Annotated in this window: 17 protein-coding genes; 12 read left to right on the top strand and 5 right to left on the bottom strand. The window is 33.8% G+C overall.

Going from position 1 to position 24,560, the window contains the following annotated elements; genetic code table 11:
* Positions 1–14: 14 nt before the first annotated feature.
* From BLV35_RS18415 to BLV35_RS18370, 9 genes are all read left to right on the top strand, one after another.
* The gene (locus tag BLV35_RS18415) at positions 15–2,414 is read left to right on the top strand and encodes a glycoside hydrolase family 31 protein (protein WP_091093689.1); all 2,400 of its coding nucleotides are present in this window, start codon (positions 15–17) and stop codon (positions 2,412–2,414) included.
* 90 nt (positions 2,415–2,504) lie between these two features.
* A complete protein-coding gene (locus tag BLV35_RS18410) occupies positions 2,505–3,323 on the top strand; it encodes a M48 family metallopeptidase (protein WP_091093687.1) in 819 nt (272 codons plus the stop codon).
* A gap of 141 nt (positions 3,324–3,464) precedes the next feature.
* Positions 3,465–4,769 (top strand): MFS transporter, encoded by a 1,305-nt coding sequence (locus BLV35_RS18405; protein WP_091093684.1) that lies wholly within the window; start codon positions 3,465–3,467, stop codon positions 4,767–4,769.
* Between the two features lie 237 nt (positions 4,770–5,006).
* Positions 5,007–7,457, top strand: coding sequence for an endopeptidase La (lon, locus tag BLV35_RS18400; RefSeq protein ID WP_091093716.1), 2,451 nt, complete (start codon positions 5,007–5,009; stop codon positions 7,455–7,457).
* Between the two features lie 172 nt (positions 7,458–7,629).
* Positions 7,630–8,649, top strand: coding sequence for a type IX secretion system protein PorQ (gene porQ, locus BLV35_RS18395; protein WP_091093682.1), 1,020 nt, complete (start codon positions 7,630–7,632; stop codon positions 8,647–8,649).
* A 7-nt stretch (positions 8,650–8,656) separates the two neighbouring features.
* Entirely contained in the window at positions 8,657–9,352 is a 696-nt protein-coding gene (cmk, locus tag BLV35_RS18390; protein WP_091093679.1) for a (d)CMP kinase, read from the top strand.
* A gap of 71 nt (positions 9,353–9,423) precedes the next feature.
* Positions 9,424–10,806 carry a nucleoside permease gene (locus BLV35_RS18385; RefSeq protein WP_091093676.1) on the top strand — a complete coding sequence of 461 codons (1,383 nt, stop codon included), beginning with the start codon at positions 9,424–9,426 and terminating at the stop codon, positions 10,804–10,806.
* Positions 10,807–11,216: 410 nt separating this feature from the next.
* The gene (gene rpsA / locus BLV35_RS18380) at positions 11,217–12,998 is read left to right on the top strand and encodes a 30S ribosomal protein S1 (protein WP_091093673.1); all 1,782 of its coding nucleotides are present in this window, start codon (positions 11,217–11,219) and stop codon (positions 12,996–12,998) included.
* 433 nt (positions 12,999–13,431) lie between these two features.
* Positions 13,432–13,986, top strand: coding sequence for a fasciclin domain-containing protein (locus BLV35_RS18370; RefSeq protein WP_091093667.1), 555 nt, complete (start codon positions 13,432–13,434; stop codon positions 13,984–13,986).
* Between the two features lie 123 nt (positions 13,987–14,109).
* On the opposite strand, the gene pheT is transcribed toward BLV35_RS18370, so the two are convergent.
* Positions 14,110–16,530, bottom strand: coding sequence for a phenylalanine--tRNA ligase subunit beta (pheT, locus tag BLV35_RS18365; protein ID WP_091093665.1), 2,421 nt, complete (start codon positions 16,528–16,530; stop codon positions 14,110–14,112).
* Between the two features lie 264 nt (positions 16,531–16,794).
* On the opposite strand from pheT, the gene BLV35_RS18360 reads away from it, so the two are divergent.
* The 3 genes from BLV35_RS18360 (at position 16,795) to BLV35_RS18350 (ending at position 19,839) form a co-directional block, all read left to right on the top strand.
* The gene (locus BLV35_RS18360) at positions 16,795–18,300 is read left to right on the top strand and encodes an aldehyde dehydrogenase family protein (protein WP_091093662.1); all 1,506 of its coding nucleotides are present in this window, start codon (positions 16,795–16,797) and stop codon (positions 18,298–18,300) included.
* 62 nt (positions 18,301–18,362) lie between these two features.
* Positions 18,363–19,397 (top strand): alcohol dehydrogenase AdhP, encoded by a 1,035-nt coding sequence (adhP, locus tag BLV35_RS18355; protein WP_074724617.1) that lies wholly within the window; start codon positions 18,363–18,365, stop codon positions 19,395–19,397.
* 67 nt (positions 19,398–19,464) lie between these two features.
* The gene (locus tag BLV35_RS18350) at positions 19,465–19,839 is read left to right on the top strand and encodes a DUF779 domain-containing protein (protein ID WP_091093659.1); all 375 of its coding nucleotides are present in this window, start codon (positions 19,465–19,467) and stop codon (positions 19,837–19,839) included.
* Position 19,840: 1 nt separating this feature from the next.
* Here the strand turns inward: BLV35_RS18350 and BLV35_RS18345 are convergent, their stop codons facing one another.
* The 4 genes from BLV35_RS18345 to BLV35_RS18330 form a co-directional block, all read right to left on the bottom strand.
* Positions 19,841–20,758: an AraC family transcriptional regulator gene (locus BLV35_RS18345; protein ID WP_091093657.1), complete on the bottom strand. Its 918-nt coding sequence runs from the start codon at positions 20,756–20,758 to the stop codon at positions 19,841–19,843.
* Positions 20,759–21,227: 469 nt separating this feature from the next.
* Positions 21,228–21,470: a DUF1059 domain-containing protein gene (locus BLV35_RS18340; protein WP_091093654.1), complete on the bottom strand. Its 243-nt coding sequence runs from the start codon at positions 21,468–21,470 to the stop codon at positions 21,228–21,230.
* A gap of 503 nt (positions 21,471–21,973) precedes the next feature.
* Positions 21,974–22,831 carry a bestrophin family protein gene (locus tag BLV35_RS18335; protein WP_091093651.1) on the bottom strand — a complete coding sequence of 286 codons (858 nt, stop codon included), beginning with the start codon at positions 22,829–22,831 and terminating at the stop codon, positions 21,974–21,976.
* Between the two features lie 491 nt (positions 22,832–23,322).
* Entirely contained in the window at positions 23,323–24,216 is an 894-nt protein-coding gene (locus BLV35_RS18330) for a hypothetical protein (RefSeq protein WP_091093648.1), read from the bottom strand.
* Positions 24,217–24,560: the final 344 nt, after the last annotated feature.

Genomic DNA, 24,560 nt, shown 5'->3' with positions numbered 1-24,560 from the left:
TAATAAAGTATAACATGATTACAAATACAGAATTAGAATTCAAAGGGGATTTATATCCATCAAAAATAGTTTCTTTTGAACATGATGTTGATTCAGTTTTTTTCAATACATTCAATAGTGTAGTTTTAAAAATCACTGTGGTGAGAGATAGCCTCATCCGGTTTAGATATACTACTAAGGGATATTTCAGCAATGACTTTTCCTATGCTATTGATAAGAGTCATTCGCATGGGTATAACTTTCTTGAAGTTACCGAAGAAGCTGAATATTATCAAATACAAACTAGTAAATTAAAATGTGTAATTCAAAAAATAGATATGAGAGTATCTATTTATGATTTAAACGGAAATGTTTTGCTGGAAGACGAATTGGGTTTCCATTGGGAAGAAAGCTACGAGTATGGCGGTAATATCGTTAAAATGAGTAAGGCTTCAAAAGATGGGGAATGTTTTTATGGCCTTGGTGATAAAGCGACCCAAATGAATTTGAAAGGGAAAAGGTTGGAAAACTTTGCCACTGATCAATATGCTTTTCAGAAAGATCAAGAACCTTTATACAAAGTAGTTCCCTTTTTTATTGGGTTGCAAAATAAACAAGCTTACGGTATTTTCTTCGATAATACATTTAGAACTTTCTTTGATTTTTGTCACGAAAGAAGAAATGTTACCAGTTTTTGGGCAGAAGGTGGGGAGATGAATTATTATTTTATCCATGGTCCTCAAATGGAGGACGTTGTTACTAGCTATACTGATTTAACGGGAAAGCCAGAATTACCACCGTTGTGGGCTTTGGGTTACCACCAATGTAAGTGGAGTTATTTTCCGGAGAGTAATGTAAAAGAAATTACATCAAAATTCAGGGAATTAAAAATACCATGTGATGCCATATATTTGGATATTGATTACATGGAAGGGTTTCGATGTTTTACTTGGAACAAGGAATATTTTCCTGATCCCAAGAGAATGGTTGCAGAATTAGCGGAAGATGGTTTTAAAACCGTTGTGATTATTGATCCAGGAATTAAAATTGACAAGGAATACGCGGTATATAAAGAGGCTTTGGAAAAAGATTATTTTTGTAAACGTGCGGATGGTCCTTATATGAAAGGTAAAGTTTGGCCGGGAGAATGCAATTTTCCAGACTATACTAATCCCGAAGTCAGAGAATGGTGGGCAGGATTGTTTAAAGAATTAATATCTGATATTGGAGTCAAAGGAGTTTGGAACGATATGAATGAGCCTGCCGTTATGGAAGTGCCAAATAAAACGTTCCCGATGGATGTTCGTCATGATTATGACGGAAACCCATGCAGTCATAGAAAAGCACATAATATTTATGGGACACAGATGGCAAGAGCCACGTATCATGGAGTAAAAAGATTTGCTTATCCTAAAAGACCTTTTATCATCACGAGGTCTGCTTATGCAGGTGCGCAACGCTACACATCCTCTTGGACTGGCGATAATGTGGCAACTTGGGAGCATTTATGGATTGCAAACATACAAGTGCAAAGAATGTCAATTTCCGGAATGGGCTTCACGGGGTCAGATATCGGTGGATTTGCGGAACAACCTTCTGGAGAACTTTATACGCGGTGGATTCAATTGGGTGTTTTTCATCCTTTTTGTAGAACGCATTCTTCTGGTGATCATGGAGATCAGGAGCCTTGGGCGTTTGATACGGAAGTTATTGATATTACCAGGAAATTCGTTAACCTACGTTATCAGTTGTTACCTTACTTGTATACTATGTTTTGGCAATATATTGAAGAGGGAATTCCTATGCTTAAACCATTAGTTTACTATGACCAAAGTGACATACAAACGCATTATAGAAATGACGAATTTATTTTTGGAAATCAAATTTTAGTGTGTCCTATTTTGGAACCGAATTCATTAGGTAGAAGAATGTATATTCCTCGTGGACAATGGTATAATTACTGGACTAATAGTTTAGTGATTGGAGGGAAAGAAATTTGGGTAGATACTAAATTTGATGAAATTCCAGTTTTTGTAAAAGCGGGTGCTATTATTCCAAAATATCCTGTTCAACAATATGTGGGAGAGTTAGAGTTTGATGAATTGACTTTAGATTTATACTATAAAGAAGGAAAAGAGAAATCGGTAGTGTATGAAGATGCACAAGATGGCTATGATTATAAAAAAGGAAGATATAGTTTCTTGACTTTTAGAGTAACAGGAAAGGAAAAAGAGCTTAATATCCAATTGCATAAAGAAGGTAAATATGATACTAATTATTCTAAGTATAAGATAAATCTAATCGGATTTCCTTTTAAGGTGAAAAGCATAGAGATTGATAATGAAGAGGTTTTATTTGACAGAGTCAAATTTGAAGAAGATAATTATCTTATTGTAGGTAAGGAATTTAATGTTTTACATATCATTGGAGAATAAGAAAAAACAAAAATGTTGAAACATTTGATTTTAATTTTGCAAATAGCATATCTATAATTATTGTATTTTTGTTAAAATAAAAATAGTATCATGAAAAAACATTCAATATTAGTAGGGATTTGTACACTGGGATTATTGGTCTCTTGCGCAACGAACCCGCTAACAGGAAAGAAAACATTAAATTTTGTTTCAAATAGCGAGCTTTTTCCTTCCTCATTTGCGGAGTATGGAACTTTTCTAAATGCAAATAAAGTTATTACAGGTACTGCTGACGCGAGAAGAGTTGAAGCTGTAGGAACAAAAATAAAACTGGCAGCCGAGAAATATTTAAATTCCTTAGGGCAAAAGGAATATTTAAACGGATACCAATGGGAATATAAATTAATTGATGACAAACAAATTAATGCTTGGTGTATGCCTGGTGGCAAAATTGTTGTTTATTCAGGTATTTTGCCGGTAACAAAAGATGATGCAGGATTAGCTACAGTAATGGGACATGAAGTTTCTCACGCTCTTGCTAATCATGGTGCGCAACGTATGAGTGCTGCACAACTTCAAGGTTTAGGAGCTGTAGGAGTGGCTGTTGCAACAGGAGGGAAAAGTGCAGAAACTCAACAAACATGGCAGCAAATTTATGGTGTTGGTTCACAAGTAGGAGTAATGTTGCCTTACAGCAGAAATCATGAAACTGAGGCTGATAAAATAGGTCTTGTATTAATGGCTATCGCGGGATACAATCCTGATCAAGCAATTTCTTTCTGGACTAGAATGGCAGCAAGTTCAAACGGTCAAGCTCCACCTGAATTTTTAAGTTCGCATCCATCTGATGCTACCAGAATAGCAAATTTACAAGCGATGGTTCCGGAAGCTAAAGCTATTGCAGCAAAGTTTGGAATGATCTATAAGTAATAATTTATAGTTGATATAAAAAAAGCCAATTCATTTGAATTGGCTTTTTTGCGTTAGCAAAAGATCAAGTTTTGAATATTCCTTATATTTTATATATTTACTATGAAAAAATAGATAAATTCGTATAAAAATAATTCTATCATGGCATTACAAAAAGGAGATAAAAAGTTAATAAATGCTTGGGCTTTTTATGATTGGGCTAATTCTGTTTATAGTTTAGTTATCGCTACTGCGGTTTTCCCAATTTACTATGAAACGGTAACTAGTGACAATAACGGAATAGTTCAATTTTTAGGTTATGAATTTAATAATTCATCTCTTTTATCCTATTCTTTATCCTTTTCATTTTTGATAGTGGCTTTAATGTCTCCCATTTTATCCGGTATTGCAGATTATACAGGAAATAAGAAACGATTCCTGCAATTCTTTTGTTATTTGGGATCAGTATCTGTGATGAGTTTGTTCTTTTTTAAGGGCCAAGATACCTTATGGATTGGAGTTTTAGGTACAATCTTCGCAAGTATTGGTTTTTGGGGAAGTATTGTTTTTTATAATTCCTATTTACCTGAAATTGCTTTTCCTGAGCAACATGATAGAGTAAGTGCTAAGGGTTTTATGTTTGGCTACGCAGGTTCATTAATTTTATTAGCTTTTAATCTAACTATGGTCATGATGCCAGAATGGTATGGAATATCAGATGGCTCTTTACCGGCACGTATTTCTTTCTTATCTGTTGGAATCTGGTGGATGGGCTTTGCACAGGTTACATTTCATTATTTACCCAATAATGTCTTTCATAAAAAACCAGAAAAGGACTATATCTTCAAAGGACTTAGGGAGCTTAGAGCTGTATTGGATAGCTTAAAGGACATGAAAAATTTAAAACAATTTCTAACTGCTTTTTTTCTTTATAGTATTGGAGTCCAAACTGTAATATTATTGGCAGGACTTTTCGGAAAAAAAGAATTAGGTATTGACACCAGTAAGTTAATAATTATAATTTTATTAATAAATGTAGTCGCTATTTTTGGAGCTTATTTGTTTTCAAGATTATCAGAGAGAATAGGTAATATAGCAACGTTGAAAGTTACCATAGTAATTTGGGGCTTTATATGCCTTGCGGCTTATTTACTAGATGCTAAAAGTGAATATATTGATATCCAATTTTATGTTCTTGGAGGAACGATAGGAATGGTTTTGGGGGCAATTCAATCTTTATCTCGATCTACTTATTCAAAATTATTACCAGATACCGAAGATCACGCTACTTATTTTAGCTTTTTTGACGTAACTGAAAAAATATCGATTGTCGTAGGGACGTTTGTTTTTGGATTTGTCGCAGCAATTACAAACTCGATGAGAAATTCATTTTTTATTCTGGCGGTTTTCTTTTTGTTGGGTTTTATAGTCCTTAGTTTTATAAAAAAGACAGAAGAAATAAAGTAGGTTATACTACAAATAGAATTGCCGAAGAAAGGAATTATAGCCTTTTTAATTAGAATTATCTGATGGAAAGTAGCGTCAATCCACAAAATATTTTCTAAAATGGCACAAAGATTGCATTTTTAATGCAAGTAATGAATAATTGGGTTTAATGTACGTTTTATTCAAATTTAAACTGCTGATACCTTATATTTGTTATCTACACGAAATTTTTTAATGACAAAAAGACTTAAAAATAATATGTCAAATCATAAAATACTTACTATTGACAATCTGTCACTACAGGAATATGACTCAGAAGCCGAATTAATACCATTATTGACTCCCGAAGATGAGGAGGAGATGATTAATGAAGAATTACCTGATTCTTTACCTATTTTACCACTACGTAATATGGTTTTATTTCCGGGAGTTGTAATCCCTATTACTGCCGGTCGAGATAAATCGATTAAGCTAATTAATGACGCAAATGCAGCAGGGAAAATCATTGGTGTTGTAGCTCAAAAAGATGAGTCGGACGAAGATCCTACTAAAGAGGATATTCATACTATCGGAACTGTAGCCAGAATTTTACGCGTTTTAAAAATGCCTGATGGTAATACAACCGTTATTCTTCAAGGTAAAAAACGTTTTGAAATTGATACTGTTACTTCAGAGGATCCTTATCTTACAGCAAGTATTAAAGATTTTCCTGAAAATAGACCTGATAAAACAGACACTGAATTTTTAGCTATTCTTGAATCAATAAAAGAATTAGCAATCCAAATTATAAAAGAAAGTCCGAATATTCCAACTGAAGCAACATTCGCTATTAAGAATATTGAAAGCCAATCTTTCTTAATCAATTTTGTTACTTCAAATATGAACTTGTCTGTTAAAGAAAAGCAAGATTTGTTAGCGATTAATGATTTGAAGGAAAGAGCCTTAGAGACGCTTCGTTATATGAACATTGAGTTGCAAAAACTGGAGTTAAAAAACGATATCCAATCGAAAGTTCGTTTTGACTTAGACCAACAACAAAGAGAATATTTCTTGCACCAACAAATGAAAACGATCCAGGAAGAGTTGGGTGGTTCTACACAGGAAGAGGAAATAGATGAAATGTTGGTTAAGGCCAAGTCTAAGAAATGGGATGATAAAACCAAAAAACATTTCGAAAAAGAAGTGTCTAAGATGCGCCGAATGAATCCACAGGCTCCTGATTTTGGAATTCAAAGAAATTATTTGGATTTGTTTTTAGAGTTACCTTGGAATGAATTTTCAAAAGATAATTTTGATTTGAAACGTGCTCAAAAAATATTAGATCGCGACCATTTCGGATTAGAAGATGTAAAGAAAAGAATGATAGAGCATTTGGCAGTTTTAAAATTGCGAAATGATATGAAATCTCCAATTATATGTTTGACAGGACCTCCGGGAGTGGGTAAAACCTCTATTGGACGTTCAGTTGCAGAAGCATTAGGTAGAGAATATGTACGTATTTCCCTTGGTGGTTTGCGCGATGAGTCTGAAATTAGAGGGCATAGAAAAACCTATATAGGTGCGATGCCAGGAAGAATTATTCAAAGTTTAAAAAAGGCTCAGACGTCAAATCCAGTATTTGTTTTAGATGAGATTGATAAATTATCGGTAAGTAGTCAAGGTGATCCATCATCTGCTTTGTTGGAAGTATTGGATCCCGAGCAAAATAATTCTTTTTATGACAATTTCCTAGAAATGGGGTATGACTTATCTAAAGTGATGTTCATTGCGACTTCAAATACCATGTCATCTATTCAGCCGGCATTAAGAGACCGTATGGAGATCATAAAGATGTCTGGATATACTATTGAAGAGAAAGTAGAAATTGCCAAGCAACATTTGTTTCCAAGACAATTAAAAGAACATGGTTTGACTTCTAAAGAGTTGACTATTGGTAAGAAACAATTGGAAAAAATTGTTGAAGGATATACTCGTGAATCGGGTGTTCGTGGATTAGAAGCAAAAATTGCGCAAGTGATCCGAAATGCTGCTAAATCAGTAGCGATGGAGGAAGAGTACAATAAAAAAGTAACTGATGAGGATATCTTAAAAGTGCTAGGTGTTCCAAGATTAGAACGTGACAAATACGAAAGCAATGATGTTGCTGGTGTGGTGACTGGATTAGCTTGGACAAGTGTAGGTGGTGATATTCTTTTTATAGAATCTTTGATTTCTCCGGGTAAAGGAATGATGACTATTACTGGGAATTTAGGTACAGTAATGAAAGAGTCGGCTACAATTGCTTTAGAATATATTAAAGCGAATGCGGAACTTATGGGTTTAAACCCTGAGATCATCTCTAAATATAATATTCATTTACATGTACCCGAAGGTGCAACTCCTAAGGATGGACCAAGTGCAGGTATTGCTATGTTAACTTCTTTAGTTTCTGTATTTACTCAAAAAAGAGTAAAGAAAAATATGGCAATGACGGGTGAGATTACCTTGAGGGGAAAAGTATTGCCTGTAGGCGGAATAAAAGAAAAAATCTTAGCGGCTAAACGTGCTAATATTAAAGAGATTATTTTATGTCATGAAAATAAAAGTGATATTGACGAAATAAAACCAGAATATATTCAGGGTCTTACATTTCATTATGTAAAAGAAATGAGTGAGGTTTTAAAAATTGCAATTACGGATCAGAAGGTTAAAAACGCCAAAGTCTTGTAAGTAAAAGAGTTTCATTAAAAGAATTAATTCCAAAATCAAAGCCTAATATAATTAAGCGATGATTTTGGAATTTTATTTGTTTGGAATTTGAAGATATAAATCGCGTGTTTATTACTATTATAATTTTATCTTCGCAATTGCGTTTTATTTTACAGAAATACAGCTATAAAGCATGTTTGAAAAACTTTTATTATACGTTTTGCTCTTCGTTTGTACTGTAAGTTACAGTCAAATAGGAGGCAAGTATACCTATCAGTTTTTAAATTTGGTGACTTCTCCAAGGCAGGCAGCGCTCGGTGGAAAAACTATTACGATTTATGATGATGATGTGAATCAGGTTAATTTTAATCCTGCAACAATAAATGTAGAAATGGATAACCATTTGGCGTTAAATTACGGTAGTTATTATGGAGAGGTGACTTATGGTACCGCTTCTTATGCCTATACCTATGACCGTCATTTACAAACGTTTCAAATGGGGGTGAATTACGTGAATTACGGTAGTTTTGATGGCTATGATGAAGCTGGTCAGCCTACAACTTCATTTACAGGTAGTGAAATTGCACTCTCGGCCGGATACGCTTATAATATTCCATACACGACGATACATATTGGAGCCAATGCAAAATTAATTTCTTCAACTCTTGAAAGCTATAATTCATTAGGAGGGGCGATTGATATAGGAGCTATTTTTATTGACGAAATGAATGATGTAAACTGGGGTTTTGTTATTAGAAATATTGGAACTCAATTTACAACTTATTCTGAGGTGCGAGAAAAATTACCGCTTGAAGTAATAGTGGGTGTTTCTCAAGAGTTAGAACATGTTCCTCTTCGATGGCATCTTACGTTAGAGAATCTGCAACAGTGGAATATTGCTTTTTCAAATCCTGTTCGAGTAGAATCGTCTCTTGATGGCACTTCGACAGAGGAAAAAGTGTCATTTGTAAATAATGCTTTGCGACATGTTATTTTTGGAGTGGAGCTTTTTCCTCAAAAGTCATTTAATCTGAGATTAGGTTATAATTTTAGAAGAGCCGAAGAATTACGAATTATGGAACAACGAAATTTCTCAGGAGTCTCACTGGGCTTTGGATTGAAATTCAATAAATTAAAATTTAATTACTCCTACTCAAGATATACTTTAGCAGGAAATACGAGTCTTTTTGGTTTAACAATTAACTTTCAATAATACTATTTTGAATAAAAAAATTACAATTGCAATAGATGGATTTTCATCTACAGGAAAAAGCACTTTAGCCAAACAATTAGCTAGTTATTTAGGCTATGTTTATGTCGATACTGGGGCTATGTATCGTGCTATCGCATTATTTGCAATGCAAAACGGATATATAACAGCAGAAAGCTTTGACAAAGAATCTTTAATAAATAGTCTGACTGCTATTCGATTGCAGTTTAGATACAATCCGGAGTTAGGTTTTGCTGAAATGTATTTGAATGATGTCAATGTTGAAAAAGAAATCAGGACCATTGAAGTGTCAAGTTTCGTAAGTAAAGTGGCTACGATAGCAGAAGTTCGTGCAAAATTAGTAGAACAACAACAAGAAATGGGGAAAGACAAAGGAATTGTTATGGATGGTAGAGATATTGGAACCGTCGTTTTTCCAGATGCCGAACTTAAAATATTCATGACTTCGAGTGCAAGTACCCGAGCACAAAGGCGTTACGATGAATTGATTCAGAAAGGGGACGATGTTACTTATGAGGAAGTTCTTAAAAATGTTGAAGAAAGAGATTATATTGATACTCATAGGGATAATTCACCGCTGGTACTGGCAGAAGATGCCATCGAGATTGATAATTCGCATCTTACGCGCGACGAACAATTTGACATTGTATTAGGGTTAGTCGACGAAGTTACTAAAACAGAGTAATTTTTTTGTAGATATCATTTTTAATATTAGATTTACGGGCTTTTGTTATTTAAAATATAAGAATTCATTTTATGGGAATTAAAAATAGATTGACGGTAATGAGTTTTCTTCAATTCTTTGTTTGGGGAGCTTGGTTAATTACAATTGCAAACTACTGGTTTGGGACGATGCAGTGGGACGGAACGCAGTTTGGCCTTGTTTTTGGAACAATGGGAATTGCTTCTTTATTTATGCCAACATTAACGGGGATTATTGCAGATAGATGGATTAATGCTGAAAAACTATATGGAGCGTTACATATATTATATGGAGTAGTTTTATTTTTTATTCCGCAAGTCGCAACACCTGAAACGTTTATTTATGTAATGCTTTTGGCGATGTGTTTTTATATGCCAACGATTGCTTTGAGTAACTCAATTTCTTTTACGGCCCTTAAATTAAATAATAAAGATTTAATTAAAGATTTCCCACCAATAAGGGTTTGGGGTACAATAGGTTTTATCGCGGCGATGTGGATTACTAACTTAACAGGGAATAAAGCGACGGCGTATCAATTTTATATCGCGGGTTTATCTGCGCTTCTTCTTGGTCTGTATGCGTTTACCTTACCAAAATGTAAGCCAGAGCGATTGTCCAAAGAGAATTCCTCACTAATGGAAACATTAGGATTAGAATCCTTTAAGTTCTTTGCGGATTATAAAATGGCTTTGTTTTTTATTTTCTCTATGTTTTTAGGAGGCGCACTACAATTGACGAATGCGTACGGAGATGTTTTTTTGGATGAATTTAAACATTTTCCAAAATATGCTGAATCCTTTGTGGTTGAATATTCAACTATTATAATGTCTATTTCTCAAATTTCAGAGACTTTATTTATTCTTGCTATTCCTTTTTTTCTAAGACGTTTTGGTATAAAGCAAGTCATGTTGATTAGTATGTTAGCGTGGGTGCTACGTTTTGGATTGTTTGCTTACGGAAATCCAACAGATAGTTTATGGATGATTATCATGTCTTGTGTCGTTTATGGAATGGCGTTTGATTTCTTTAATATCTCAGGATCTTTGTTTGTTGAAACCAATACAGAACCAAAAAATCGTTCGTCAGCACAAGGATTATTTATGATGATGACCAATGGTTTTGGAGCAGTTTTAGGAAGCTTTACTTCAGGATGGGCTATTGATAAGTATTTTACAAAATCATTTAATAATACTAATGAATTGGCTGGTTTCCTTGAAACAGAAATAACGAACCCTAAAATGTTAGAGTTTATTAAAAATCAAGGGAGTTTAATTTCCACTGAAGGACTACTGAGTAAAGAGATTTTCATGAAGGACTGGCATACAATCTGGTTAGCCTTTGCGATTTACGCTTTGATAATCGCTATCGCTTTTGCTGTTTTGTTTAAACATAAACACAATCCGGAGGTAGTTGCTGCTGCTGTAAGTCATCATTAGTTCAATAGCTTTAAAAAAAAATAGAACCCGATTCTCCTCCTTAGGTCAATCGGGTTATTTGTTTCTTAGAAGTTTTATAAGTTGTAAATAGCCCTGATAGAGCCGATATCCTCGCAATGAAATGGAGAGATAAAGGCGAGAGCAGGAGGGAACCCGATTAGAATGCACTGTGTTTATGCTTCTGAAAAACAGCTATTTATATTAATTTAATGTTAAATGAGTATTCGTCGCCCTTTAAATTAGTTTCAGGTTGTTATTTATTTTGTAGTTAAATAAAAAAGTATTAATTTTGCACACCTTTTGGTGAGTAAGAGTTTCCTTTGGGTATCAATTAATTATACAAACAACTTCTGTTGTTTTCTGTCACATTAAGAAACTCGAGAGAATACAGAATACAAATTTTTATCAGCATGTCTGAACAAGTACAATCACAAGAAGAGTTTTTAGCAAATTTTAACTGGCATAACTTTGAAGAAGGTATTGATCCAGTTAATCAAGAAAACTTAAAAGAATTCGAAGAATTAGTTACAAAAACATTTATTTCTACTGATCAAGAAGAAGTAGTTGATGGAACTGTTGTTAGAATTACAGATAGAGACGTTATCGTTGATATCAACGCAAAATCGGAAGGTGTTATTTCTTTAAACGAATTCCGTTACAACCCAGCATTAAAAGTAGGTGATACTGTTGAAGTATTAATCGACATCCGTGAAGACAAAACTGGACAACTAGTTTTATCTCATAGAAAAGCACGTACTATCAAATCATGGGATAGAGTTATTTCGGCTAACGAAACAGGAGAAATCGTTAATGGTTTTGTAAAATGCAGAACTAAAGGTGGTATGATCGTTGACGTTTTCGGAATTGAAGCGTTTTTACCAGGATCTCAAATTGATGTTAAACCAATTAGAGATTACGATGTTTACGTAAATAAAACAATGGAATTCAAAGTTGTGAAAATCAACCACGAATTTAAAAACGTTGTTGTATCTCACAAAGCGCTTATTGAAGCGGATATTGAAGTACAGAAAAAAGAGATCATCGGTCAATTACAAAAAGGACAAGTATTAGAAGGTGTTGTTAAAAACATTACTTCTTATGGTGTCTTTATTGATTTAGGTGGTGTTGATGGATTGATTCACATTACTGACCTTTCTTGGTCAAGAATCAACCACCCATCTGAAGTTCTTGAATTAGATCAAAAATTAAATGTTGTAATCCTTGATTTCGATGATGAGAAAACAAGAATTCAATTAGGATTGAAACAATTAAACGCTCACCCTTGGGATGCTCTAGATGCTAAATTAGCAATTGGAGATAAAGTAAAAGGTAAAGTAGTTGTAATCGCTGATTACGGTGCTTTCATCGAAGTTGCTGAAGGTGTTGAAGGTTTAATCCACGTTTCTGAAATGTCTTGGTCTACTCATTTACGTTCTGCTCAAGATTTCGTAAAAGTAGGTGATGTTGTTGAAGCTGTTATCTTAACATTAGATAGAGATGACCGTAAAATGTCATTAGGTATCAAACAATTGTCTCAAGATCCTTGGACTGACATTACTTCTAAATACCCAGTAGGTTCTAAACATTCTGGTATCGTTAGAAACTTTACAAACTTTGGGATTTTCGTAGAACTTGAAGAAGGAATTGACGGATTAATTTACATCTCTGACTTATCTTGGACTAAGAAAATCAAACATCCATCTGAATTTGTAAATGTTGGAGAGAAACTTGATGTAGTAGTATTAGAATTAGATGTTGACGGACGTAAATTATCTTTAGGTCACAAACAAACTACTCCTAATCCTTGGGATCAATACGAAGGTTCATTTGCTGTTGGAACTGTCCACACAGGTGAAATCGCTGAGATTGTTGACAAAGGAGCTACTGTAGAATTTGGAGATGATATCGTTGCTTTCATTCCTACTCGTCACCTTGAAAAAGAAGATGGTAAGAAATTGAAAAAAGGTGAATCTGCTGATTTCAAAGTAATCGAATTCAACAAAGAATTCAAAAGAGTAGTTGCATCTCACACTGCTATCTTCCGTGAAGAAGAAGAGAAAAATGTGAAAGCAGTTACTGAAAACAATTCTTCAGCTTCAAACTCAACTAATGCACCTGCTTCTACTTTAGGAGATAGCAATGATGTATTAGCTGCATTGAAAGCTAAAATGGAAAAGTCTGAGAAAAAATAATTCTCACTATTTCTTATAATAAGAGAGCCTCACAGTAATGTGAGGCTCTTTTTTTATGTTTTTTATTGGAGCTATTTCCTGCTATCCATTACAATCTTTATGATTTTAAAGAAAAATCATAAAGGATTTTCATTGCTATCAGGGCTAGGACTGTGCTTTTATAAATGTGTGATGCTGCACTTTCGAGTTGGTTTTCAATTGGACTTTATGCAGCGTTGGACAATTAGCAATGACGTATTGATAGATGAAATGTTGCTAGATCAAATTCAGGCTATAATTAACTACAGGGTCTATCTTTAAAGTGTATTTATATTATTTTTTAAGCACTTGAAAAATAGAAGTTTAGCAAAGTTTTCTATAATATTTTGTTTTTTTTAAAACCACAACCGCTTTTATGGCGTAAATGCTTTTATATAACTTAATAAATAGATTTATGAAAACTAGAAAATTTTTATCAGTAGCCTTTATGGCATTAGTATTTGGAGCTACATCATTCGCTCAAAAAACAGTAATGGTTGGTGGAGCAGCAATGTATCCTTCAAAAAACATTATCGAAAATGCAGTTAATTCAAAAGACCATACAACATTAGTAGCAGCAGTGAAAGCTGCTGGATTAGTAGAAACACTACAAGGAAACGGTCCTTTTACAGTTTTTGCACCTACAAATGCAGCTTTTGCTAAATTACCAATGGGAACAGTAGAAACGTTATTGAAACCTGAAAATATAAAAATGTTGCAAACGATTCTTACCTACCATGTTATAGCAGGAAAAATGAACGCTGCTGATATTGCTAAAGAAATAAAAGCAGGAAACGGAAAAGCTAAATTGAAAACCGTTAGCGGTGGAACTTTAACGGCTTGGATGAAAGGTAAGAAATTATACATTACAGATGAAAATGGTACAATGTCACAAATCACAATTGCTGATGTAAATCAATCAAACGGTGTGATTCACGTGGTAGATACGGTTGTGTTACCAAAACAATAATTTCAATTAAGAGGTTGGTTTTTGTTAGTTGAAAAGTCCTGTATTTTACAGGACTTTTTTTTATATAAAAAAGCCCAATTCTAAAAGTTAGAATTGGGCTTTTCGTATGCTGATTAGAACGGTTTATCTTAGAGTAGCTCCTAGTTCTGATTCAAAATTCTTTTGCAGTTTACCCATAATTTTATCAATTTGAGCATCAGTCAAAGTTTTTGCACTGTCTTGTATGATAAAACTTAATGCATATGACTTTTTACCTTCAGGCAGATTGCTTCCTTCATAAACATCAAATAAATTAACGTCTTTTAAAAGGTTTTTTTCGCTCTGTTTTGCAATGGTGTAAATACTGTCGTATGTTACGTTTTGGTCTACTAACAAGGCTAAATCTCTTCTTACTTCAGGGTATTTTGGGATTTCCGTAAATTTGATTTTATTGGATATCATTTTAATAATAACCGCCCAATTAAAGTCGGCATAAAACACTTCTTGTTTGATTCCAAAATGTTTTAGGATTGATTTCTTTACAACTCCAAATTCAACCAAAGCATTATGACCAGCTCCAATTGCAATTCCTTCTGAAAACACATCAGATGTTGCAGGGCTGTTTTGTGTTTTTTGAATTCCAAATCTAGTAAGAACAGCATCTACATAACCTTTGAATAAAAAGAAATCAGACGGTTTTTGTGTCGTAGTCCAGCTTTCCTTACTTCTATTTCCTGTTAGAAATAATGTTAGGTGCTTGTGCTCTTCAAAACCTGATAAAAATTTATGGTAGGTTTTTCCAAATTCAAATAATTTCAAATCACTGTTTCTGCGATTGATATTATAGGATATAGCTTCTAGGCCAGAAAACAATAAAGATTGTCGCAATGTTGCTAAATCATTACTCAATGGATTCAACATCGTTACATTGTGTTCTTCTTTCAGCATATCTGAAAGTTCAATGTAAGAGGCTGTTGTTAGTGAATTTGCCATCATTTCATTAAATCCTTGAGAATTTAATTGTGTGGCAACTATATTTTGTAATTTATAATCTTCATTTCTAGGAGAATTAGACATGGTCGCATTCAGTTTCTTAGAAAAGCTGATGTTGTTGTATCCGTATACTCTTAATATTTCTTCTATTACGTCAATTTCTCTTTGTACATCAACACGGTAAGCAGGGATTGTTAGACCTAGCCCAGTTTCTGAAAAGCTATTCACTTTAATGTCTAATGAAACTAAAATTTGTTTAATAGTATCTTTTGGTATTTCTTGCCCAATAATTTTGGCAACATTCCCAAAGTTTAAGAATACGGAAAAATCTTCCATTTTCTTTTGGTAAACGTCAATTAGATCAGATGTGATTTCGCCACCAGCTACTTCTTGAATTAACAAAGCGGCACGCTTTAGTGCATAGGCAGTAATTGTAGGGTCGATTCCTCTTTCAAAACGGAAAGAAGCGTCGGTATTCAATTGGTGTCTTTTAGCTGTTTTACGAATGCTCACTGGATTAAAATAAGCACTTTCAAGGAAAATAGAAGTAGTATGCTCTGCCACACCTGAATTTTTACCGCCAAAAACTCCGGCAATACATAAAGGTCCTTTTTCGTCACAAATCATTAGATCTTCTTCATGAAGTGTTCTTTCAACATCGTCTAATGTGGTGAACTTCGTTCCAGAAGGCAATGTTTTAATAATTATTTTTCCGTTAACTTTTGCAGCGTCAAAGGCATGTAGTGGTTGACCTAATTCATGTAAAACATAATTAGTTACATCAACTACATTATTTTTAGGAGTAATTCCTATTGCTTTTAATCGATCTTGCAACCAGTTAGGAGACGGTTTTACCGTAATTCCTGAAATGGTAACGCCACAATAACGCGGTGCTAATAGAATTTCTTCTACGTTTACATCAATTTTAAGCGTTCTCATGTCCACTCTAAAATTGCTAACAGAAGGAGTGATTAATTCAACATTTACTCCACTTTGTAGTAAACCGGCTCTTAAGTCACGAGCTGTTCCTAAATGACTCATCGCATCGGCACGATTAGGCGTAAGTCCGATTTCGAATACTTCGTCATTCTCTATTTTAAATACATCTGCTGCTTTTGTTCCTGCAGCAATGGAATCATCTAATATCATAATCCCGTCATGACCAGTTCCAAGACCTAACTCGTCTTCGGCACAAATCATTCCGTGACTTTCCTGTCCGCGAATTTTTCCTTTTTTTATGGTAAAAGCCACTCCTGTTGCATCATATAATACAGTGCCTATTGTTGCTACTGGAACTTTTTGTCCAGCATCTACATTAGTTGCTCCACATACAATTTGTAACGGTACGCCATCGCCTAAATCAACAGTTGTAATTTTTAGTCTGTCGGCATCAGGATGCGGGATACAAGTAAGGACATGTCCTACTACTATTCCTTCTAAACCACCTTTTACGGACTGGTATTTCTCAACAACTTCTACTTCTAGACCTAGATCTGTTAGCAATGCTGCTGTTTCTTCGGAGTTCCAGTCTATTTTTATGAATTGTTTTAACCAATTATAGGATATTTTCATCTGTCAATTTTAATAAGGTTGCAAATATAAGGATTGCAGTTTGTAGTAAGAAACTATTTTTTTGGTTTTTTAGCATAGAAATGACATATTTTAAAAGTATTCCCAATAGGGAATTAATACTCGAATTTGTAATAATTTGTGAATAATACAGAATAATAACTATAAAATAACACATATGAAAATTTAATGCTATTGATTGGAGGAATAGTGCTATACTAATCAGCTTTAGCAAACTATATTTGATAAAATTTAAATTAGTAAGATATGAGTAACATAGTTTCAAGACCTGAGTTTAAGGCAAAATACGACAATTATATAGGTGGGAAGTTCGTAGCACCCATTAAAGGAGAATATTTTGATGTGATTTGTCCAATTGACGGAAAGGTGTTTACACAAGCCGCACATTCGACGAAAGAAGATTTAGAACTTGCTGTAGATAAAGCGTATGAAGCCTTTCAAACTTGGGGTAAAACTTCAGCTACAGAAAGAAGTAATTTATTGAATAAAATTGCGCAGAGAATAGAGGATAACTTGGAGTACATCGCCACAGTAGAAACGATCGATAATGGGAAGGCCATTCGAGAAACAATGGCAGCTGATATTCCTTTGGCAATTGATCATTTTAGATATTTTGCAGGAGTTATACGTGCTGAGGAAAGCTCGATTGCTGAATTAGATTCACAAACCGTATCTATAGCTTTAAGCGAGCCGTTAGGTGTAATTGCTCAAATTATTCCTTGGAATTTTCCAATATTAATGGCGGTTTGGAAACTGGCACCAGCATTAGCAGCAGGTAATACGGTGGTACTAAAACCAGCAGAAAGTACTCCTATTTCCATATTAGTTTTAATGGAATTGATAGGTGATATTCTTCCTCCTGGAGTAATTAATATTGTGAATGGTTTTGGAGCAGAGTTGGGAAGAGCATTGGTAACAAACAAAAAAGTCTCAAAAGCGGCGTTTACAGGTTCTACACCTACAGGACGTCTAGTAATGCAATATGCCACTGAAAACATTATTCCCGTAACATTAGAATTAGGAGGTAAATCTCCCAATATTTTCATGAAATCGGTTGGTGATGCTGATGATGATTTCTTTGATAAGGCGATTGAAGGTGCAGTAATGTTTGCTTTGAATCAAGGAGAAATATGTACGTGTCCGTCACGACTATTAGTGCATGAAGATATATACGATAAATTCATAGCTAGAGTAATTGAAAGAACTGAGGCTATACAGCTGGGCAACCCATTAGATAAAACAACGATGATGGGAGCACAGACTTCATTGGTTCAACAACAAAAAATTCTTAACTATATTAAATTAGGAAAAGAAGAAGGAGCTGAAGTATTGACCGGAGGAGAGGAGAACCATTTACAAGGAGATCTTTCTACAGGATATTATATCAAGCCTACTCTTTTTAAAGGGAACAATAAAATGCGTATTTTTCAGGAAGAAATCTTCGGACCTGTTTTGGCAGTTACTACTTTTAAAACAACTGAAGAAGCCATCGCTATTGCAAATGATACTATGTATGGTTTGGGTGCTGGACTCTGGACACGTGATGCACATGAAATTTATCAGGTTCCAAGAGCGATTCAAGCGGGTCGTGTATGGATAAACCAATATCATTCTTATCCTGCGGGAGCTCCTTTTGGAGGGTACAAACAATCTGGAATTGGACGTGAGAATCATAAAATGATGCTTGCACATTATCAGCAAACAAAGAACATGTTGATCTCGTATGATAAAAAGAAATTAGGTTTCTTTTAGAATGCATTATTAATAAAAAAGGGAAAGTAATAAAGCTTTCCCTTTTTTTAAATCTATATACTATGTTACCAAAAACAATGAAGGCTGCAGTGATTAGGGAATTCGGATCGCTTCTAAAGATTGAAGAAGTCGAAGTTAAACGTCCTGGTCGTAATGAAATTTTAGTAAAAGTAATTGCAAGCGGAGTTTGTCACACTGACTTACACGCTATTCAAGGAGATTGGCCGGTTAAACCAAAAATGCCACTAATTCCTGGTCATGAAGGGGTAGGCTATGTTGTAGCAGTAGGGCCAGATGTTAAGAATGTAAAAGAAGGAGATGCTGTTGGTGTGCCATGGCTGTATAGTGCTTGTGGTGGTTGTGACCAATGTATCACAGGTTGGGAAACGCTATGTGATACCCAGCAAAATGGGGGTTATAGTGTTGATGGTAGTTTTGCCGAATATGTAATTGCTGACGCGAGGTATGTAGGACGCTTACCGTCGAATGTCAATTTTATGGAAATGGCCCCAATACTTTGTGCTGGTGTGACTGTGTATAAAGGATTAAAAGAAACGGAAGTAAAGCCAGGAGAATGGGTGGCTATTTCGGGAATTGGAGGTTTAGGACACGTTGCAGTGCAATATGCAAAAGCTATGGGAATGCATGTAGCAGCTATTGATATTGCAGATGATAAGTTAGAATTAGCAAAGAAATTGGGCGCCGACTTAGTCGTAAATGCTAAGAATCAAAATCCTGGAGAATTTCTTAAAAAAGAAGTTGGCGGAATGCACGGAGCGTTAATTACGGCCGTTTCTCCAATCGCTTTTAAACAAGGGTTGGAAACCTTGAGAAGAAAAGGAACGATGGCGTTGAATGGACTTCCTCCTGGTAATTTTGATTTATCGATTTTTGATACAGTATTAAATAGAATTACAATTCGTGGTTCTATTGTAGGTACGCGAAAAGATTTACAAGAAGCCATACAATTTGCGGTGGAAGGAAAAGTAAAAGCAACTGTCACATCGGCAAAATTAGAAGATGTAAATGATGTTTTTGAAAAAATGAAAAAGGGACAGATAGAAGGAAGGGTAGTACTCGAAATTGCAAAACCATAATTAAAATTATTAATGCAGAAAATACGCATATACGCGTGTTTTCTGCTTTATCAATCACGAAAAAAAGATGACAAGAAGAATTGACGCAACCGAAAAGGCAGTAGAATTAATAAAAATATTGCAGGAAAAACATGGAGACTTGATGTTTTACCAGGCCGGAGGATGCTGTGAGGGTACGCAGCCACAATGTTTTGAAAAAGGAGGTTTCTATCAAAGATTGGGAGATGTTTGCATTGGTGTAATAGAAAATACTGAGTTTTGGGTAGATAAGGATTTATTCGAATATTGGAAACATACGCATTTTACTTTGGATGTAATTGATGCTTTCGGAGTCGGAGGATTTTCTTTGGAAACCCCATTAAAAAAGACATTCCGAATTGAATATAGAATCTTTACTCCTGAGGAAGAAAAAGACTTGGAACCTGTCAAATATATAGAATAAGCTAATTCACGTATAACAATTGGTATTGCTTTGGTGTAATGCCTTCGTGCTTTTTAAACAAACGAATGAAGTAATTACTGTCTTCAAATCCAGACAAATGACATACTTCATTAATTTGGATTGCCGGATTTTTCAATAACTGCTTTGCACATTTTATTTTTTCTCTAATAACAAATTCTATTGGCGTCATGCCTAATTCTCTCTTGAAAAAACGATAAAAAGAGGTTGTACTCATGCAAGCTTTCTCACTCAAGTTTTTAAGACTTATGTTTTCTCGGATATTTACTCGAATGTACTCCAATACTTGTGTTATTGGACTATTAGGATCAGTATAAAGTCCGTCCTCGATAGATTTAGCAGTTTGAGTTTGTACAATTCTAATAAGTAATTCTTGTAACGTCAAATCAGCCAATACATCCTTAGTAACAGATGTACTCATACATTCTTTTATTAATTTATTTATGGTTGTAGCTAACTCGACATTGTTGTAGAAATAGTAATTTTGGTAGTTTAAATGCCAAAACTGGCTATTACCTTCTTTAGGATAACGATCATTTAAAAAATGCAATGTATCATTTATTTTTTGCTGGTCTATCGCCAAAGCCAGACATTGGGTAGGATTGTTTTTTGTGGCTTCAGGGAAGTCAATTTTCATTTCTACATTAGAAGGAATAACTACAGTTTCACCAGGTAAGTATTCAAAACCAGGATCATCAAAAAGATGCATTACTTTCTTTCCTCGCAACATACTGGTTACTACCAAATCATTAAACTTCAAAGGCACTAATTGTGATTCTTTGTAAGTTTCAAACAGATTTAATTCACAATGATTCAAATTGTAAACCGTTCTATTTTCAACTAAGGTTTTTAATGATTTTTCGCTCGATAAATTAGGAGGATTGATGTAGTTGCGATTCATAGAAGTAGTTTATAAAGAAAGAGTTATAAACTTAATGAAAATAAACCAATTAGTTAAATCTTACTTTGTTAAAAAGGATATAATTTTAGTTTACTATGGCTTGTTATAAAGAATGTAAATTTAAAAATTCTGTCAGCCTAGAGTATGTATATTGCAATGTACATTATAAAAAGTACCACAAATTCGCAAATTAATTTAGTAAATAGTTGTCCTACTTAAGTTTTTACGAAAAATGTGGGTTTTACTACTGTCTGTATACACATTAAATCATATTACTCATTAGAAAGTGGCACCTAATTTTGATTCTTGATCTGATGATAGGTCTTCTTATTTTTGGTAAAAAGCACTATAACGGAAAGCTTACAAAAGTTGCGGCACCTTTAGATTTGCAAGTGATCTTGCATAGGCTATGATTATTCATGCAAATAAGATCGTACTTGATACTTACGAGTGGATAATTGGTAAGGGATTAGTTTTCGGATTTGGGTAGACAATCAAATGTTTTTCGTTTGTTTTCGTACCATGCATTCATACCTTGTGGGAAGTGCATTAATTCTTGCATCTCTCTCATTGCTTTACTATGAGCATCATCGTTTTTTTGAATCATTTCCAGAGCGTGGTTTTTACTCAATTCTGCTATTTCCTCAAAAGTGTTACCATGGAATTGTTCTTCACATGCTCCTCCAAGTTGTTTACAAGTCATTGTTTTCATAATTGTTGGTTTTAATTAATAGAAAACTAAATACGTAGAATTGATATTTAAATAAATGTGAAATTCAACACGTATTTTAGCCATTTAACAGTGTTATATCGTAAATATAATAGAATTAAATAACAATTTAGTGGTTTTTGAAGAAAAGTATTTAAAAGCGCGAGGCTATAGAAAGCTTAAAAAAGGCTTAGTAAATGGTATTTTTTTTCGAATTATATTTTAAATATGTTGATATATTCATGTGATTAAAGTTGGTGTTTAACTTAATTTTTTGTCTGATGGTAATGAGAAAATTGTTTTCTTGACCGGATATGTTTAGAGACTTGAATTTGCTCCGATCCTTAGAGTTAGTTTATAAATAGAAAGTACTTCCGTAGTAAGATAAGCTGTAAACTTGATAAAAGGTAAAATATTCTAATCACAATTTATTCATTATTTTCTTTAGATCAAAAACATTCTAATAAAAATCAGTAAACAAACTTAAATTGAAAAACGAACAAATTTTAAAGTAACTCCTCTACGTGCCTTTTGATATTTTCGGCTATTTTTTTTGTGGGTAAGTCATTAGCGTCATTCCCAAACGGATCTTCAATTTCCTCAGCAATCAACTCTAAACTGGCTAAAACATAAAAGATAAATACAACCACAGGAATTACATAATAACCTAAATTAAAAACATATCCAAAAGGCAATGTCATTACATAAAAGAAGATGAATTTCTTAATAAAAGCACTGTAAGAGTATGGGATTGGCGTGTTTTTTATACGTTCACAAGCACCGCAAATATCAGTGAAGGATTGCACTTCATGATTCAATATTATAAGCTGGTCTCCAGTGATTTTGTTTGTGGTGTAAAGTTCATTGACTCTTTGAAATAACATTTTAGCAACTTGGTTAGGCCTGTGTTTATGATGCTCTAATACAATATCATCAAATAGCTGTTTGCCAGTTTCCTCATCTTTTAAATGTTTATTTAAAATTGATGCATAACTAGGTATTATTTTTCGAAAAAAAACTCTGTCTTTATCTTCTTTTAAAATAACCGAAAGCTTAATTGCTAGATTTCGGCTGTTGTTTACTAAACTCCCCCAAATCTTTCGGCCTTCCCACCAACGATCATAGGCAGTATTAGTTCTGAAAACAAGTAATAAAGAAATAACAAAACCCAACATTCCATGCATTATAGAAATATTTTTCACGTGACTGTCTTCGGGTAAATTCCAATATTCGATTTCTAGATAGGCAATACAAGCCGAATATGTTCCGATGAAAATCATCATTGGAATCAGTTGACGGAAAGTATCGGCTTTATGAAAACGAAAAATAAAAGTAATCCAATCTTTTGGGTTGTATGAAATCATTTAGAATAAATATTTCTACAAATTTAATTTAAAAATTAATAATCTCTATTAATTCTCGTAAAGCAATTCCTGATAACTTTTCCGGACGTTGACTACTGCAGAACCTTATTATGGGATTTTTGTAATTCATTTTTGAGTTTATAAATTCTAATGTGACTTTAAAACAGATGTAAAGAAGGTTTAAAGCTGTAAATCCCCTATTAGAAGATTGTGTAATCAAACCATGAATCGACTCACTATCAGCGAAGGTGCTGTCCTTGCGTGGTTACAGTAAGATAATGACTTAGTTAAATTTTTTTAGAGTACTAATTCTGTTATTATAGTCCATAAGAGTTTCGAGGATTAATTATGTTGTTCTGAAAAAACATTTGTACGCTTTATGCGAATTATTTTCAAGTATTTTAAGTTTTAGTATCGAATATTTTTTTCTCAAAATACTTTATAAAAAAAGAGAGCAATTGCTCTCTTTTTTTTTATATAATTTACTTTTATTAGCGACACTCTAATCCTAAAATTTCATCTACTGTAATCCCTGTTCCGCTTGCAGACCAGCTTCCAGTTATAACTCCACCTGAATTACTTGAATCCCATTTGATGTTGATTGTAATTTTTTCACATGCATCAACACTTCCTTCCACTGTGATTACGCGGTTAGAGCTTCCTCCAGGAGTTCTTTGAGATGCGTTTAAAGTACCACCTGTTACGGTTACAGTAGCATTTGCACCAGTAAAGTTTGTTAACCCACCTTGAATTTTTAAATTAGAAATAGCTTCTTTAGAAGTGAATGTATATTCAACTTCACGAGAAGTACCACAAGAAATTGCTTTTCCTGAAAATACAGTTTCACAACCGCTAGCGCACATACCTACAAGACCATAATTAATATCAAATACACCTTGTGGACCATCTCCTGCAACTTGTAAGTGAATACTTTTAGTATCACATGCTTTCCAACCGCTTTCAAGTGGAATAGAATACTCTCCCCATGTGTTTGCAGCAGCACCTATTCCTACAGAAGCTCCATTGATTACAAGATCAGCAAATTTTTCTGTGCTAAGAACCAATAATTTGAATTCAGTTCTAGTGTTAAAATATTTGATATAAATTGTTTTTGAAAATTTGTCATTGTTAAGGCCTCCCCAAGAAACAATTTTAGAATCTGTTTTTTCGAAATAGGTACTACTTTCCGCAGCAATACAATTGGTAGTACAACTTTCATAAGTAGATAATGAGTAACCTGAACTTGGCATTGTAGTGCTTGCGGTAATCAAAGTTTTAGAAGTTGGTACCACCTTGGCAGTTGTACTTGTTTCTAATGCAATAGGTTCATTACTACAGCTCATTAAGAGGATACCCATTGCAAGTGTTAAGATAATTTTTTTCATAATAGATGAAATTTGGGATTGTTAAAAAATTAAAAGCGATTTGTACTATTTGTAAATGAAATTAAAATGTTTTTTTTATTTTAATTTTCACAAATATTAGAATATAATTAGTCAGAAAAATAATATAGTCGATGAAATCTTATTTTTAACGATAAAGTGTATGTTTTTACAAATATTTCAGTATTTTATAGTTAAATTGGTAAATGCGTGTGATTATTATATTGTTTTTAACAATTATAGTAAGTGTTATTGGAGTTAGTATTATAAATAAATAACTCAGCTTATATCATTTGATATAAGCTGAGTTATGATATTTTTGTAATTACTTTGTAGAATATTCGAGT

This window comes from Flavobacterium gillisiae (assembly GCF_900107635.1).
Lineage (GTDB): Bacteria > Bacteroidota > Bacteroidia > Flavobacteriales > Flavobacteriaceae > Flavobacterium > Flavobacterium gillisiae.
The sequence above is the reverse complement of the archived record's forward strand: the minus strand, read 5'-3'. Positions and strand labels throughout refer to the sequence as shown.